Source organism: Minwuia sp., assembly GCF_048007105.1.
Taxonomy (GTDB): domain Bacteria; phylum Pseudomonadota; class Alphaproteobacteria; order Minwuiales; family Minwuiaceae; genus Minwuia.
In genome coordinates this window covers 3,294,241-3,307,878 of sequence record NZ_CP180352.1, presented here as the reverse complement: position 1 = coordinate 3,307,878, position 13,638 = coordinate 3,294,241, and the positions used below count along the sequence as shown (strand labels likewise).

Below are 13,638 nucleotides of genomic sequence, written 5' to 3'. Positions count from 1 at the left end.
GAAGACAGGCCGCATGACCGCCGGTTCCGTCGAGATGGGCAACGATCTGCCCCTCGTCGTCATCGCCGGTCCGTGCCAGATGGAGAGCCGCGACCACGCGCTGATGATGGCCGGCGCCATCGCGGAGATCGGCGAGCGCACCGGCGTGCCGATGATCTACAAGTCCAGCTTCGACAAGGCCAACCGCACCAGTCTCGGCGGCAAGCGCGGTCTGGGACTGGAGAAGTCGCTGGCCGTGTTCGAGGAAGTCCGCGCAGAAACCGGGCTGCCCGTGCTCACGGATATCCACACCGAAGAACAGTGCGCCGCCGTCGCGAAATCGGTGGACGTGCTCCAGATTCCGGCCTTCCTGTGCCGCCAGACCGACCTGCTGCTCGCGGCCGGCGCAACGGGCGCGGCCATCAATGTGAAGAAGGGCCAGTTTCTTGCGCCCTGGGACATGAAGAACGTGGTCGACAAGATCCGCTCGACCGGCAATGGCAATGTCTCGGTCTGCGAGCGCGGCGCGAGCTTCGGCTACAACACGCTGGTCACTGATTTCCGCGGCCTGCCGATCATGGCGAAGGACACCGGCTGTCCCGTGGTCTTCGACGCCACCCATTCGGTGCAGCAGCCCGGCGGCAAGGGCGGCAGTTCGGGCGGCGACCGGACCTTCGTGCCTTATCTCGCGCGGGCGGCAGCAGCGGTCGGCGTGGCCGCGATCTTCATGGAAACCCATCAGGATCCGGACAACGCGCCGTCCGACGGGCCAAACATGGTACCGCTCGACGAACTGGAAGCGCTCGTCGTGACGCTGAAACGCTACGACGAGCTCACCAAGTCGCTGCCCGCCAACTGACGGCAGTCGCGCCCCGGCGCCGGATAAGGTGTGGCGCTTTGCCCAAGTGCCGATGATCGCCTTTGTCATTCGCGTCGCGCTGGTTTACGTGAAGGGGCCGCGCCATGCGCGCTGACCCGCCGAACAGACCGCTTCAAGCCAAGATCAGGGGAAACGGATGACCGCAATCGTCGATATCGTGGGCCGTGAAATACTGGACAGCCGGGGCAATCCGACCGTCGAGGTGGATGTGCATCTCGAAAGCGGCGGTTTCGGGCGCGCGGCAGTGCCGTCCGGGGCATCGACCGGCTCCTACGAGGCCGTCGAGCTGCGCGACAAGGACGACCGTTACGGCGGCAAGGGCGTGCAGCGGGCGGTCGAAGCGGTCAATGGCGAGATCTTCTCGACGCTTTCCGGCATGGATGCCGGCGATCAGCTGGCCATCGACCGCATGCTGATCGAACTGGACGGGACGCCGAACAAGGGCCGCCTCGGCGCGAACGCGATCCTGGGCGTCAGCCTGGCCTCGGCCAAGGCGGCGGCGGACGCGGTCGGCCTGCCGCTGTTCCGCTATGTCGGCGGCGTCTCGGCGCGCACCCTGCCGGTGCCGATGATGAACATCCTCAATGGCGGCGCGCACGCGGACAACCCGATCGACATCCAGGAATTCATGATCATGCCGGTCGGCGCGGACAGCTTCTCCGAAGCGCTGCGCTGCGGCGCCGAGATCTTCCACGCGCTGAAGAAGCGGCTGTCGGATGCCGGCCACAACACCAATGTCGGCGACGAGGGCGGATTCGCGCCATCTCTGAGGAGTTCCGATGAAGCCCTTGGTTTCATTATGGCTTCGATTGCCGCAGCCGGATACATTCCGGGCGAGAATGTCTATCTGGCCCTCGATGCCGCCTCGACCGAATTCTACAAGGGCGGCAAGTACGAACTGGAGGGCGAGGGCAAGAGCCTCGATGCCGGCGGCATGGTCGACTACTACGCCGATCTCTGCGGCCGCTATCCGATCATCTCCATCGAGGATGGCTGCGCCGAGGACGACTGGGCCGGCTGGGCCGAGCTGACCGAACGCCTCGGCGAGAAGGTGCAACTGGTGGGCGACGACCTGTTCGTTACAAACCCGGCGCGCCTCGCTGACGGGATTGCCCGCGACGTCGCCAACTCGATCCTGGTCAAGGTCAACCAGATCGGCAGCCTGAGCGAGACGCTGGAAGCGGTCGAGATGGCTCACCATGCCGCCTATACCGCCGTCATGTCTCACCGTTCCGGTGAGACCGAGGATTCGACCATCGCCGACCTGGCCGTCGCCACCAATTGCGGTCAGATCAAGACCGGATCGCTGGCGCGCTCCGACCGCACGGCGAAGTACAATCAGCTGCTCCGCATCGAGGACATGCTGGGCCCGGACGCGCTCTACGCGGGCCGCTCGGTTCTGCGGTTCTGATCTGCGTCCAGCGTTCTTGAGCCACCACGCATAATCCGCCAATCTCTCGCGAACTCGATTTCGCAGGGGAGGAGCGGAAAATGCGTGGTCAGGGACCATTGAGCGGTGTGAAGGTCGTCGAGCTTGCGGGCATTGGCCCGGGGCCCATGTGCGGCATGCTTTTCGGCGATCTGGGCGCCGATGTCGTCCGGATCGACCGGCAGACGGCGGCCGATCTCGGCATCGACCGGGGATCCAACAAGTGGGACCTGCTGAACCGCTCCAAGCGGTCGGTCGCCGCCAATCTGAAGATGAAGGAAGGCGTCGAGACCGTGCTTAAGCTGGTCGAGGGTGCCGATATCCTGATCGAGGGCATGCGCCCCGGCGTGACCGAGCGTCTCGGTCTCGGCCCGGACGACTGCTGGAAGCGCAATCCGAAGCTGGTCTACGGCCGCGTGACGGGCTGGGGCCAGGACGGCCCGATCGCCCATGCCGCAGGGCATGACATGAACTACATCGCGCTGACCGGCGCGCTGCACGCCATCGGCGAGAAGGGCCGTGCGCCGGTTCCGCCGCTGAATCTTGTCGGCGACTTCGGTGGCGGTGCGCTCTACCTCGCCTTCGGTTGCCTGGCTGCCTACATCGAGGCGCAGACCTCCGGCAAGGGCCAGGTCGTGGATGCGGCGATGATCGACGGCGCGTCCAACCTGATGACGGCCATCTATGGCATGAAGGCCGCCGGGCGGATCGTGCAGAAGCGCGGCTCCAACTTCCTGGACGGCGGCGCGCATTTCTACAGCGTCTACGAGACCAGCGACGGCAAGTATGTCTCTATCGGTTCGATCGAGAAGAAGTTCTACGCCGAACTGATCGAGAAGGCCGGCATGTCGCCCGACGACATGCCCGAGCAGCTCAATCCGGAGAAGTGGCCGGAATACAAGGAGAAGCTGGCCGCCGTGATCCGCCGGAAGACCCGGGACGAGTGGACCGAGATCATGGAAGGCAGCGATGTATGCTTTGCGCCGATCCTGGACATGGACGAGGCGCCGAAGCACGCGCACAACGTCGCCCGCGACACCTTCGTGGACATCGATGGCGTGACCCAACCGAACGCGGCGCCGCGCTTCTCGCGCACGCCGAATGGCAAGCCGACGGTGGCGCCGAATCCCGGGCAGGACACGGCCGAAGCGCTGTCCGACTGGGGCTTCGAAAAGTCGGAGATCGACAGCCTGAAGTCGTCCGGCGCGGTGCTGTGAGCGGCGGGCGTCTCGCCGGCAAGACGGTCTGGATCACGGGGGCGGCGTCGGGGCTGGGTAAGGCCTCGGCGCTTCGGTGCGCCGAAGAGGGCGCGAAGCTGATCCTGACCGATCTTGGGACGCCGGAAGATCTGGCGGCGCAGATCGGCGACGCGGCCCGCGCCTTTCAGCAGGATGTCTGCGACGAGGACCGCTGGGAGGAAATCGCCGACGCGGCCGGGGCCTTCGACGTCGTCGTCAACAATGCCGGCATCGGCGTGAACCAGCCGCTGACCGACACCAGCCTCGAGGAATGGCGGCGCGTCCAGGCGGTAAACATGGATGCGGTGTTTCTCGGCACACGGCTGGCTTTCCGGCGCATGAAGCCGGGCGGTTCGGTGATCAACATCTCGTCCATTCTCGGGATCGTGGGCAATATCGGAACCAGCGCCTATGGCGCGTCGAAGGGCGCTGTCCGGCTGTTTTCCAAGCATGCGGCCGTCGAAGTCGGCGCAGACCGGTGTCGGCATCCGCGTCAACTCGATCCATCCAGGCTACATCGAGACGCCCATGGTGATCGAGGGCGTACGTCGCCGTGCCAATTCCGACGAACTGCTGAAGCTCATTGCCAGCCGGCATCCTGTCGGTCATCTCGGGCAGCCGGACGATATCGCCAATGCGGTCGTGTATCTGGCTTCCGAGGAAAGCCGGTTCGTGACCGGCTCCGAAATGGTGGTCGACGGCGGCTACACGGCCTGGTGACCGCCGCCTCGCACCGGGCCGCATTGCATTGCCGCAGGCCGCCAGTCGTGACAGTCTGAAGGTCGGGGAAAAGGGGCAGGTCACACTTCGGGAGGGTGCCGCGCGCCATGAGTACCGTCGACGCGCCGGGAAACCGCCGGGAACCGGTCTTCGACAGCGTCGACGTCGCGCCGCGGAGAGACGCTGATGGACATTCCGATTCGCCGTCGCTCGACCGGAACACCCGGATTCGCGCCGAAATGATCTCGGAAATGATCCGGGAATCGGGCCAACTCCGGACCAGCCCGTTCGTGCTGGCGGCGGTGCTTGTGATGGTCTTCGTCGACCGCGCGCCGCTCTGGCCGACCATCCTGCTGATCGTCGGCACCATTGCCTTCGTCGGGCTGGGCATGCGCTTCCGCCGCGCCTTCGAGACCGCGGACCTCGCACCGCGCGACGTCGAGGCATGGGGCCTTCGCTATGCCATGCTGTCGGCTCTGGTCGGACTGGTGTGGGGTCCGGCCCTGGCCGGCTATTTCGATCCGTCGTCGTATGCGCATCAGGCTTTCCTGGCCCTGCTGACCATCGGTTCGCTGTTCGCGGCGATCATGCACCGCGCACTCTATCCGCCGGCCTTCATGGCGCTGGCCATCCCGACGGCGCTGCCGCTGATCGCGCAGTTCGCCCTGTCCGGCGACCGGCTGGGACTGATGACGGCGGGCATCGGTGCCGGCCGGCCTGCTGGGACTCTTCGGATGGCTCCGAATCCTGCACAGGCGGTTCAGCGAATCCTTCGCCCTCCGCTTCGAGAACACCGACCTGATCGAGCGTCTGGAAGCCGCTCATCGCGCAGCGGAGACGGCGCGTCAGGCGGCCGAGGTCGGGGACCGGACCAAGTCGGAGTTCCTCGCCACGATCAGCCATGAGCTCAGGACGCCGATGAACGGGATCATCGGCATGACCAACCTGATGCTCGGCACGCCGCTCAGTGCGCAGCAGCGTTCCTATGGCGAGATCGTCAAGGAGTCCGCGGATGCGCTGCTGAACCTGATCAACGACATCCTAGATCTGACCAAGCTGGAATCCGGCCGCATCGATCTCGACGATAGCGCCTTCGATATCAGCCAGACCGTGGAGGGCGCGATCGGGCTGATGGCCGAACGGGCGCAGTCCAAAGGGGTGGAACTCACCTGCTACATTGCGCCGGACGTGCCCGACATCATGACCGCAGATGCCGGCCGTCTCCGGCAGATCCTGCTCAATCTGCTCGCCAATGCGATCAAGTTCACCGAGGAGGGCTCGGTTGAACTGACAGTGACCCTGGCGCCGCACAGCCGCTCGGTCCTCAGGATCGAGGTGGCCGACAGCGGCATCGGGATCGACGCCAGTACACTGCCTCGGCTGTTCCGGCCGTTCAGCCAGGCCGGCGGTATCTCCCGGCGCTATGGCGGCACGGGGCTGGGTCTGGCCATCTCCCGCCGGCTTACCGAGGCCATGGGCGGCGAGATCAATGTCGAGAGCCGGGTCGGGGAGGGCTCGCGCTTCATCGTCGACCTGCCGGTGCGCGCTTCCAGACAGTTCCGGCGCATCGATCCGCTCGACGGCTGCACGGTGATCATCGCCACGGCGCAGCCGGCCCTGGCCGATGTCGCCGAGCGTTATGTCCGGGACTGGGGCGGTACAGCCTTGCGCTTGCGCGAACCGGCGGAGATCACCCGGCTTGCCGAGAGCGCCGAGGGGCCCGTTGTGGTGCTGCAGGACTGGCGGCTGACGAACAGCCCGCCGGATCTCTTCGGGGCGCTTGCGGACGCGAGCCGTCATGTGGATCGCCGGCTGCTCGCGGTGCCGGTCGGCGCCATGCGTTCGGTGCAGGATGAGACGAACGAGCGTTTCGACCGGCAGTTGCTGCTGCCGCTGCGCCGCATGGTCTTCTACCGGGCGCTGGCCGGCATCGAGGCGGATCCGACCATGCCGGACCAGGCACCGTCTGCGGCCGGGAAGACAGGCGGCCGGCTGCGGGTGCTGGTCGTCGATGACGTGCCGGTGAACCAGAAGCTGGCCGTTTCCATAGTCGAGATCGCCGGGCATGAGGCTGTGGCGGTGGGCAGCGGCCGGGAGGCGCTGCAGGCGCTTCGGGCGCTGCCCTACGATCTGGTGCTGATGGATGTGGAGATGCCGGAGATGGACGGGCTCGCAGCGACCCGTGCCATCCGTCTGATGCCTGGCTCGGCAGCAAGGATTCCCATCGTCGCGATGACCGCCCATCCAGGCGACGCCTTCGTTCAGCGTTGTCTCGATGCCGGCATGAACGCCTATCTGGGCAAACCGCTGGAGGCGGAGAAGTTGGTGCGCGCCCTGGAACAGCTTGCGATGGCGCCGGCGGAAGCTCCGGTTGCGGCATCCGCAGCAGTTCTGGGGCCTTTGACTGAACGCATTGGCGCCGATACGGCGCGCGATCTGGCCAACAGCCTGCGCGAAGAGCTCGTTGGATGGATCGGCGACATGCGCGACGCCATCGAGAGGGGCGACGAGGATGGCTGGCGGGCCCGTGCCCATTCCATCAGGGGGGCGGCGCTCAACATGGGTTGCGCCGCACTGGCCGAGGCGGCGGCAGGCTTTTCGCCGGAGAACCGCGACCCTGACGTGCCGCTGGACGTGCTATTCGACAGGTTGAAGGCGGAATCGGATGCCGTGCGCCGGCAACTGACCGCTGAACTGGATGATCAGGGGGACGCCTGAGATGCTGCTGAAATGGACCGGCGAACCGTCCGAGCGTGCTGAACGGAGCGACATTGCGACGGAAACCGCACATCGCACGGCCCAGCTCCGCAAGGCCGCCGGCGCGGTGGCGCTTGTGTTCAGCCTGTTCTGGATCGTTCTGTCTCTCGGGTATCTCGCCTGGTATGCGGGGATCGGATCGCTCGCAGTCATGTTGCCCCATGAGGTTGCACTGACCGTCCTTGCCATCTTCCTGCCGCCGGGCGTCGCCTGGCTGGCGGCGCTGGTCTACTGGCGCGGTGCCGATGTGCGCGAGAGCCGGGCGGCGCTGCTTCAGGTGCTCTCGGACGTCAGCGGTCCCAACGACGAAGCGGAAGCCCGGCTCAATGCCAGCGCCGCGGCGCTGCGGCGGATGAGCCAGACGCTCGAAGCTGAACTCTCGAACGCCCTTGCGCGGACCGAGGAACTGGGCAATCGGATCGAGAAGGGCTCGGAACGCCTGAGCGAAGTGAGCGGAGAGTCCCGCCGCCGCTCCGACGAGATCGGTAACCTGATTCAGGGCGCGAGCGAACGGCAGCGGGAACTGCTCGACGAGCTTGGCCGCCTGGGCGAACAGACCCGGACGCTGGCCCGCGGCGAGGCCAGTGGATTGACCGAAGCGGTCGAGAGCGCGTCGCGTCGCGCCGAGGAAATTGCCGTGTCGCTCGAGGCCAAGGCGCGCGCGGCGTCAGAGACTGTCGAACTCGTCTCCCGCCGGGCGAACGAGATCGGTGCCGCGGTCGACCAGCCCATGGCGCGCCTGCGCGAGGAAAGCGAACAGACCGTTCGTCGTCTCGACGGCGCATCGCGCGAGCTGAAGTCGCGGGTCGAGGCCCTTTCGCAGGAACTGGTGCGCGCCAATGATCAGGCTGTCCAGACGGGCGGGGGCGTCGACAAGGCGGCAGGCCAGATCCGGGCGGCCTCAGCCGAGGTGCGCGAAATGCTGTCGGGCAGCCAGGAAGAGATGGCGCGCAGCCTGGAGCGGATGCGTGAGCTGGCTGCCGGGGCTGCGCGGTCGTCCGAAACCGCGGCACAGCGGCTGGATCAGCGGTTGTCGGCGATGGCCGCATCGCTCGACACGCTGAACGTCAGCGCAGGTGAGACCGACGAAGCGCTTGGGGAGTCGGTCAGCCGTCTGGCCGAAGCGGTCCAGCAGATCGAGGCGGCGACAGAGGGATCACGGGAGGCGATTTCGGAGACCGTTGATCGCGCCGAGGCCGCGACGGCGTCCATGCTGGAAGCCGGCGTATCTCTGAAGGCCGGCGCCCGCCAGATCGAACAGAGCCTGGAAAACGCCGGCCGCGCTCGGGACGAGACGAGCGCCGCGCTGAGCCAGATGAGCGGTCTGGCGCAGGAGGCGATCAGCGATCTGGAAGAGCGGATTCGCGAAATCGCCTCCCACGCCGGTGCGACAGCGGAGCGGTCGGGCGAACGTCTCGGCGGCGTTATGGAGTCACTGCGGGCCGCCACCGACGAACTGAACCGCAAGATTGCGCTTGTCTCCAGCCAGGGTGAGGAAAGCGAGGTCCGTAGCCGGGCTTCGGTCGAGCGGCTGTCTAACAGCATCGCCGAACTGACGCTCCTGAACAGCGACATGGACGAGTCCGCCGAAGGCACAGCCGGCCGTCTCAGAACGATCGAGGAGCGGGTTCGCGGATTGCTGGCCAGTATCGGCGACACGGCCGACGAGTCGCTGCAGCGCCTGTCCGAGTGCGGCGACGGGCTGGCCGGGGACATGGCGGCCCGGGCCAGGACCCTTTCCGCTCTGGTGGAGCAGCTTGGCGAACGTGGAGAGACGACCCTGTCGCGGCTTTCGGAAACGGAATCCGCTGCGCTGGAGAATATCGTCGGTATCGAGGACCGCGTCGCCGAGTTGCGGCAGGATTGGGTCCGGGATGTCGAACGGTTCGAAGTGCTGGGCAACCGGTTGCAGGCGCTTTCGACGCAACTGGACGGCGATACGACGGCGGGTCTCGCCAATGTGGCCGGCCGCCTCTCGGAAGCCACCGAGGCTGCTCGGCAGGCTGCTGACGGACTCTCGGTGCAGGGTGAACGGCTGGTCGCTGCCGGCAACGAGGCCGGTGGCCGTCTGGACGGCGCGATGGCCGAACTGGAAATGCGCATGTCCGCACTGACGGCGGAGACGAGGGCTGGCGCCGAGCACCTTGCCGGTCAGGTCTCCCTGCTCGAGGAGCAGGTGGTCAATGTCGGAGCGGCGTCCCGAAGCGCCGCCGATGCGGCTGAGTCGGGTCAGATCCGCCTTTCTGCCGTCGTGACCGATATCCGGACCGCGTCCGGCGTGCTTGGCACCGAAGTCTCCGGCCTGGCGGCGGCGGCATCGGAAGCGGTGACGCTGCTGGAACGGCGCGGCGGCGATGTCGATGTGCAGGCGGGGAACCTGGTTGAATCCCTGACGGAAGCCGCCGGTTCGCTGGTCGAACACGGGCAGCGGATCGGCCGTCTGATCGACGATGTCGGCGCGCAGGCCGGCAACGCCGACCGGCAACTCGCCGAGACGCTTTCCGGCATGTCGCGGCGGGTGACCGAGGCGACCGGTCTGGCGCAGATCACCGCGGACACGCTGATCGTCAGCGCCGGCGGGCTGATGGGTGAAGCGGAGCGGATGCGCGAGCATGTCGGCGAGACGGCCGAGATGCTCGCGGCCCGTGTCCGCGATCTTGGCGAGGCCGGCAGCGAGAGCGCCGGCCGGTTGAGCGGCGCCGCCGACGAACTGGAGCTTCGCGCCCGCGGACTGACTGCCCAGACCGCCGAGAGCGAGGAGGCCGTGCAGGAACGGGCCGAACGGATCGCCGCCCGGATGCGGGAACTCGGCGAACAGGACCGCGCCGCCGCCACGGCCTTCCGGGAGAATGCCGACGGAGTCCGGCAATCGGCGGAGACCGGCGCGGCGGCGTCGCGGGCCGCAGTCGCTGCGATGCAGGAAGCCGTGCAGGCCCTCGAAGAAGCCATTCCCCGCACGGGGAGACTGCAGGCTTCGGCAGATGCGCTCAGCGAGAGCGGACGCTCGCTCTCCGAGATGCTGGAAGGGATCGAGCGGCAGACCATACGGTCGATGGAGCGCCTCACGGACGAACGGACAGGTTTCGCCAACGAGAACCAGCAACTGACGGAAGCCCTGTCGAGCGGCCTGTCGCGTCTCGATGCGGGACTGGAGGAGGCGCGGGCGCGTCTCTCGGCTTTCGTCAGCGCCGAGAATGCGGCAGCGGCCTCCCTCGAGAAGAGCGGACAATCGCTGGACAACCGGCTGGCCCAGGGGCAGCAGTTGCTGGAGGCGCTCGACCGCAACGGGCGGAGCGTCAACGACGTGCTGGCCGAACGCTACCGGGCGCTGGAAGCGGCCGAGGTGGCCGCCGACGCCGCGGCCGGGCGTCTGGGCGAGGCGATCGGACGCGAGCAGGCGCGTCTGGCCAGCGTTCAGGATACCGCAACGCAGGATGCCGAGAGCTTCCAGGCTTCGATGGCGGCGGCCTTCGAACGGTTGCAGGGGATGTCGGCGGACTTCAATGACCGGCTGTCCGATCTCAACGGCGCATCCGAGGCGTTGCAGTCCGCCATGTCCGCGGCCAGCGCGCGTGTCGCCGACGGAGTCGGGGCAGCCCGCGACAGCAGCGAGGAACTGACCCGGCTCTCGGCCGACGCCACTACGGCCCTGGATGAGCAGCGGAAGGCCTTCCGCGCCGCTACGGAGGAAGCGGAGTCGCCGGCGCCGCCGGGCGCAAGGCATTGGCCGATCAGGCGACAGCCCTGGCCAGCGCCGCCAAGGCGGCCACGATGCAGGTCGGCATGGCGTCGCGAACGCTCGAAGAGAATGCGGCCCGCATCGAGAAGTCCGCCGCCGCAGCAGCCGAGGCCGCGCGCCGCCTCGAGGAAGATGCGCGGACCGGGCGTCAGAAACGGTTCCTGACCTCGGCGGCCTATGTGACCGAAGGGCTGAGCGATCTCTCGCTGGACCTGCACCGGATCCTGGACCGCAATGTCCCGGAAGCCGAGATGAAGCGCTATCTCCGGGGCGAGCGGGGTCTGTTCGCCCGGCGGCTCGTCGATCGCAAGAACCGGAAGCGGATTCAGGCCGCCTACGAGGCCAACACCGACTTCCGTCATCAGGTCGATGTCTATCTCAGCGAGTTCGATGCGATCCTGCTGGCCGCGGCAGAGACCGACAACAAGGACATTCTGACAGGTCTTTTCTTGAGTGCGGATGTCGGAAAGCTGTACATGGCGCTCACGGACGCGCTCGAACGCGCGCCGCTCAAGGGATAGGCAACGCCAGAAGCGGACATGACAATCCAGGGCAACAGCATTCTCGCCGAATACGGCGTCACCGTGTTCGAAGTGATGAGCCGTCTCGCCATCGAGCACGGTTCGATCAATCTCGGCCAGGGCTTTCCCGATGACAACGGACCCGCCGATGTCCGCGCCGTTGCGGCCGAAGCGCTGGAGGATCGGCCGAACCAGTACCCGCCGATGATGGGCGTGCCGGAACTGCGGCAGGCGCTGGCGGCGCATGGCAAGCGCTTCTACGACCTCGACGTCGACTGGCAGACGGAAACCATCGTGACTTCGGGCGCGACGGAGTCGCTGGCGGCGTGTTTCCTGGGGCTGATCGAGCCGGGCGACGAGGTCGTCTGTTTCGAGCCTCTTTACGACAGCTACCTGCCGATGATCCGCCGCGCCGGCGGTATCCCGAAGCTCGTCCGTCTCTCGCCGCCCGACTGGAGGGTTCCGGAAGAGGCGCTGCGTTCGGCCTTCGGACCGAAGACCAAGCTGGTCCTGCTCAACAACCCGCTAAACCCGGCCGGCAAGCGTTTCAGCCGCGAGGAGCTGCAGCTGCTCGCCGATCTGGTGATCGAGCATGACGTGGTCGCCATCTGCGACGAGGTCTACGAGCATATCGTCTTCGACGACAGGGACCACATCCCGCTGATTTCCCTGCCGGGAATGCGTGACCGCGCCATCAAGATCGGCTCCGCAGGCAAGACCTTCTCGCTGACCGGCTGGAAGGTTGGCTACATGACCGGGGATGCGGAACTGCTGCAGCGCGTCGCCAAGGCGCACCAGTTCCTGACCTTCACCACGGCGCCCAACCTGCAGCGGGCCGTCGCCTTCGGCCTGATGAAGGACGACTTCTACTTCGGAACGCTCTCCTCGGGGATGCAGTCGAAGCGCGACCGGATCCGCGACGGGCTGATCGAGGCGGGCTTCGAGCCGGCCGTCTGCGAGGGGACCTATTTCCTGAACGCCGATATCCGCCCGTTGGGTTTCAACGGCAACGACGTCGACTTCTGCCGCCATATCACACTGGAGGCGGGCGTCACGGCTGTGCCCGTCAGCGCCTTCTATGCCTCCGCCGACGCGCCGTCGAATTTCGTACGCTTCTGCTTTTCCAAACAGGATGAACTGCTGGATGAGGCGGTGGCCAAGCTGAAGGCCTATTTCGCCCGCGGCTGAACCGGCTTCCGCATGCGGATGCTTGTCGGCCGGTCATAGCCTTCATGCGCGTCCTCGCCGGTTTTCACGAACCCGAGGCGGCGGAAGGTCTCATGGTTCTCCACCAGTTCGACGCGGGTCTGCAGTTCAAGGAAGGGCAGACCGCGATCCCGCGCCAGATCCTCGGCATGCGTCATCAGGGCGCGGGCAATGCCGGCACCGCGGGCGCTGTCCGAGACGGCGACCTTGCCGACATAGAGGCAGTCCGCCCGCGCGTCGCAGAAGGCGCAGCCGACGAGGTCCTCGCCACGCCAGGCGAGCAATGCGGTCTCGACTTCCGACTTGGCGATCAGGCCGGAAAGGGTCAGGCGGTTCATCGAGGAGGGTGGGTCGATGCGCCCCTGCATGTAGGCGAAGGACGTCATCAGAAGGCCGTGGACCTCCGGCCAGCGGTCGAAGCCGGACGGCGCCTTGCGGATCTCGATACGGGCAGTGTCTTGTGCGGGGCGCGGGACGGCTTTCAATCACGTACCTCTGATTTGCTGCGGTGTTCTGTCGATTGATTGTGGCGTCGGCGCTGACTATCACAAGCCGCATGAAACCGGTTCAGATCGTTGGGATACTCATCCTCGTCGCTGCCGCCGTGATTGGCGCGGGGACCATCATGCTCACCATGTCGACCGAGGAGCCGAAGGTGTCTGGCGCGATCGGCGTCAGCAGCGCCGTGCCGGTCGGCGGCCCGTTCGAGATGAGCGACCACACCGGTGCGACGGTGACGGAAGAGCTGTTGAAGGACCGCTACACGCTGATCTATTTCGGCTACACCTTCTGCCCCGACGTCTGCCCGACGGAACTGCAGGACATGGCGGTTGCGCTGGATCTGGCGGGACAGGCGGGCGAGAAGGTGACGCCGGTCTTCGTGACCGTCGATCCGGAGCGCGACGGTCAGGAGCAGATCGCGGCTTATGTCGAGGCTTTCCATCCCAGGATGATCGGGCTCAGGGGCGATGAAGGTCAGACTTCCCGCATCGCCAAGGCGTACCGCGTCTTCTACCAGCCGGTGAACAGGGACGACGAGTATTACCTGATGGACCACTCCAACTTCATCTACCTGATGGGACCCGACGGCAAGAACGTCGCGATCTTCAATGGCGAAGTTGCCCCGGACGTGATGGCGCAGGGGATCCGCGAAGCGGTCGGCGGATAGG

10 protein-coding genes and 1 pseudogene are annotated in these 13,638 nt (G+C 66.5%); 10 read left to right on the top strand and 1 reads right to left on the bottom strand.

What is annotated here, in order from left to right; all coding sequences use genetic code 11:
* The first annotated feature begins 13 nt into the window (after nt 1-13).
* The 9 genes and pseudogenes from kdsA to ACMVY4_RS15970 all read left to right on the top strand — a co-directional run bounded on the left by kdsA (nt 14) and on the right by ACMVY4_RS15970 (nt 12,451).
* On the top strand, nt 14-838 hold the full coding sequence (kdsA, locus tag ACMVY4_RS16010) for a 3-deoxy-8-phosphooctulonate synthase (protein WP_416896999.1): 825 nt from the start codon (nt 14-16) through the stop codon (nt 836-838).
* A gap of 157 nt (nt 839-995) precedes the next feature.
* Nucleotides 996-2,270, top strand: a complete 1,275-nt coding sequence (gene eno / locus ACMVY4_RS16005; protein ID WP_416896998.1) for a phosphopyruvate hydratase — start codon at nt 996-998, stop codon at nt 2,268-2,270.
* 80 nt (nt 2,271-2,350) lie between these two features.
* Nucleotides 2,351-3,505: a CaiB/BaiF CoA transferase family protein gene (locus ACMVY4_RS16000; protein WP_416896997.1), complete on the top strand. Its 1,155-nt coding sequence runs from the start codon at nt 2,351-2,353 to the stop codon at nt 3,503-3,505.
* Nucleotides 3,502-3,951 (top strand): annotated as a pseudogene (locus ACMVY4_RS15995) (SDR family NAD(P)-dependent oxidoreductase); the annotation flags it as partial. The gene ACMVY4_RS16000 and the pseudogene ACMVY4_RS15995, both read left to right, overlap by 4 nt.
* Nucleotides 3,938-4,246, top strand: coding sequence for an SDR family oxidoreductase (locus ACMVY4_RS15990; RefSeq protein WP_416896996.1), 309 nt, complete (start codon nt 3,938-3,940; stop codon nt 4,244-4,246). The pseudogene ACMVY4_RS15995 and the gene ACMVY4_RS15990, both read left to right, overlap by 14 nt.
* Nucleotides 4,247-4,353: 107 nt before the next feature.
* Complete coding sequence (locus ACMVY4_RS15985) at nt 4,354-5,151, top strand: hypothetical protein (RefSeq protein ID WP_416896995.1); 798 nt, start codon at nt 4,354-4,356, stop codon at nt 5,149-5,151.
* 13 nt (nt 5,152-5,164) lie between these two features.
* Nucleotides 5,165-6,964, top strand: a complete 1,800-nt coding sequence (locus ACMVY4_RS15980) for an ATP-binding protein (protein ID WP_416900328.1) — start codon at nt 5,165-5,167, stop codon at nt 6,962-6,964.
* Between the two features lies 1 nt (nt 6,965).
* Nucleotides 6,966-10,907 (top strand): hypothetical protein, encoded by a 3,942-nt coding sequence (locus ACMVY4_RS15975; RefSeq protein WP_416896994.1) that lies wholly within the window; start codon nt 6,966-6,968, stop codon nt 10,905-10,907.
* A 374-nt stretch (nt 10,908-11,281) separates the two neighbouring features.
* Nucleotides 11,282-12,451 (top strand): aminotransferase, encoded by a 1,170-nt coding sequence (locus ACMVY4_RS15970; RefSeq protein WP_416896993.1) that lies wholly within the window; start codon nt 11,282-11,284, stop codon nt 12,449-12,451.
* Here the strand turns inward: ACMVY4_RS15970 and ACMVY4_RS15965 are convergent.
* Nucleotides 12,433-12,954 (bottom strand): GNAT family N-acetyltransferase, encoded by a 522-nt coding sequence (locus tag ACMVY4_RS15965; RefSeq protein WP_416896992.1) that lies wholly within the window; start codon nt 12,952-12,954, stop codon nt 12,433-12,435. The genes ACMVY4_RS15970 and ACMVY4_RS15965 overlap by 19 nt on opposite strands.
* 140 nt (nt 12,955-13,094) lie before the next feature.
* Here ACMVY4_RS15965 and ACMVY4_RS15960 point away from each other — a divergent pair, with 140 nt between their 5' ends.
* Nucleotides 13,095-13,637 carry an SCO family protein gene (locus tag ACMVY4_RS15960; protein WP_416896991.1) on the top strand — a complete coding sequence of 181 codons (543 nt, stop codon included), beginning with the start codon at nt 13,095-13,097 and terminating at the stop codon, nt 13,635-13,637.
* The last annotated feature ends 1 nt before the right edge of the window (nt 13,638 follow it).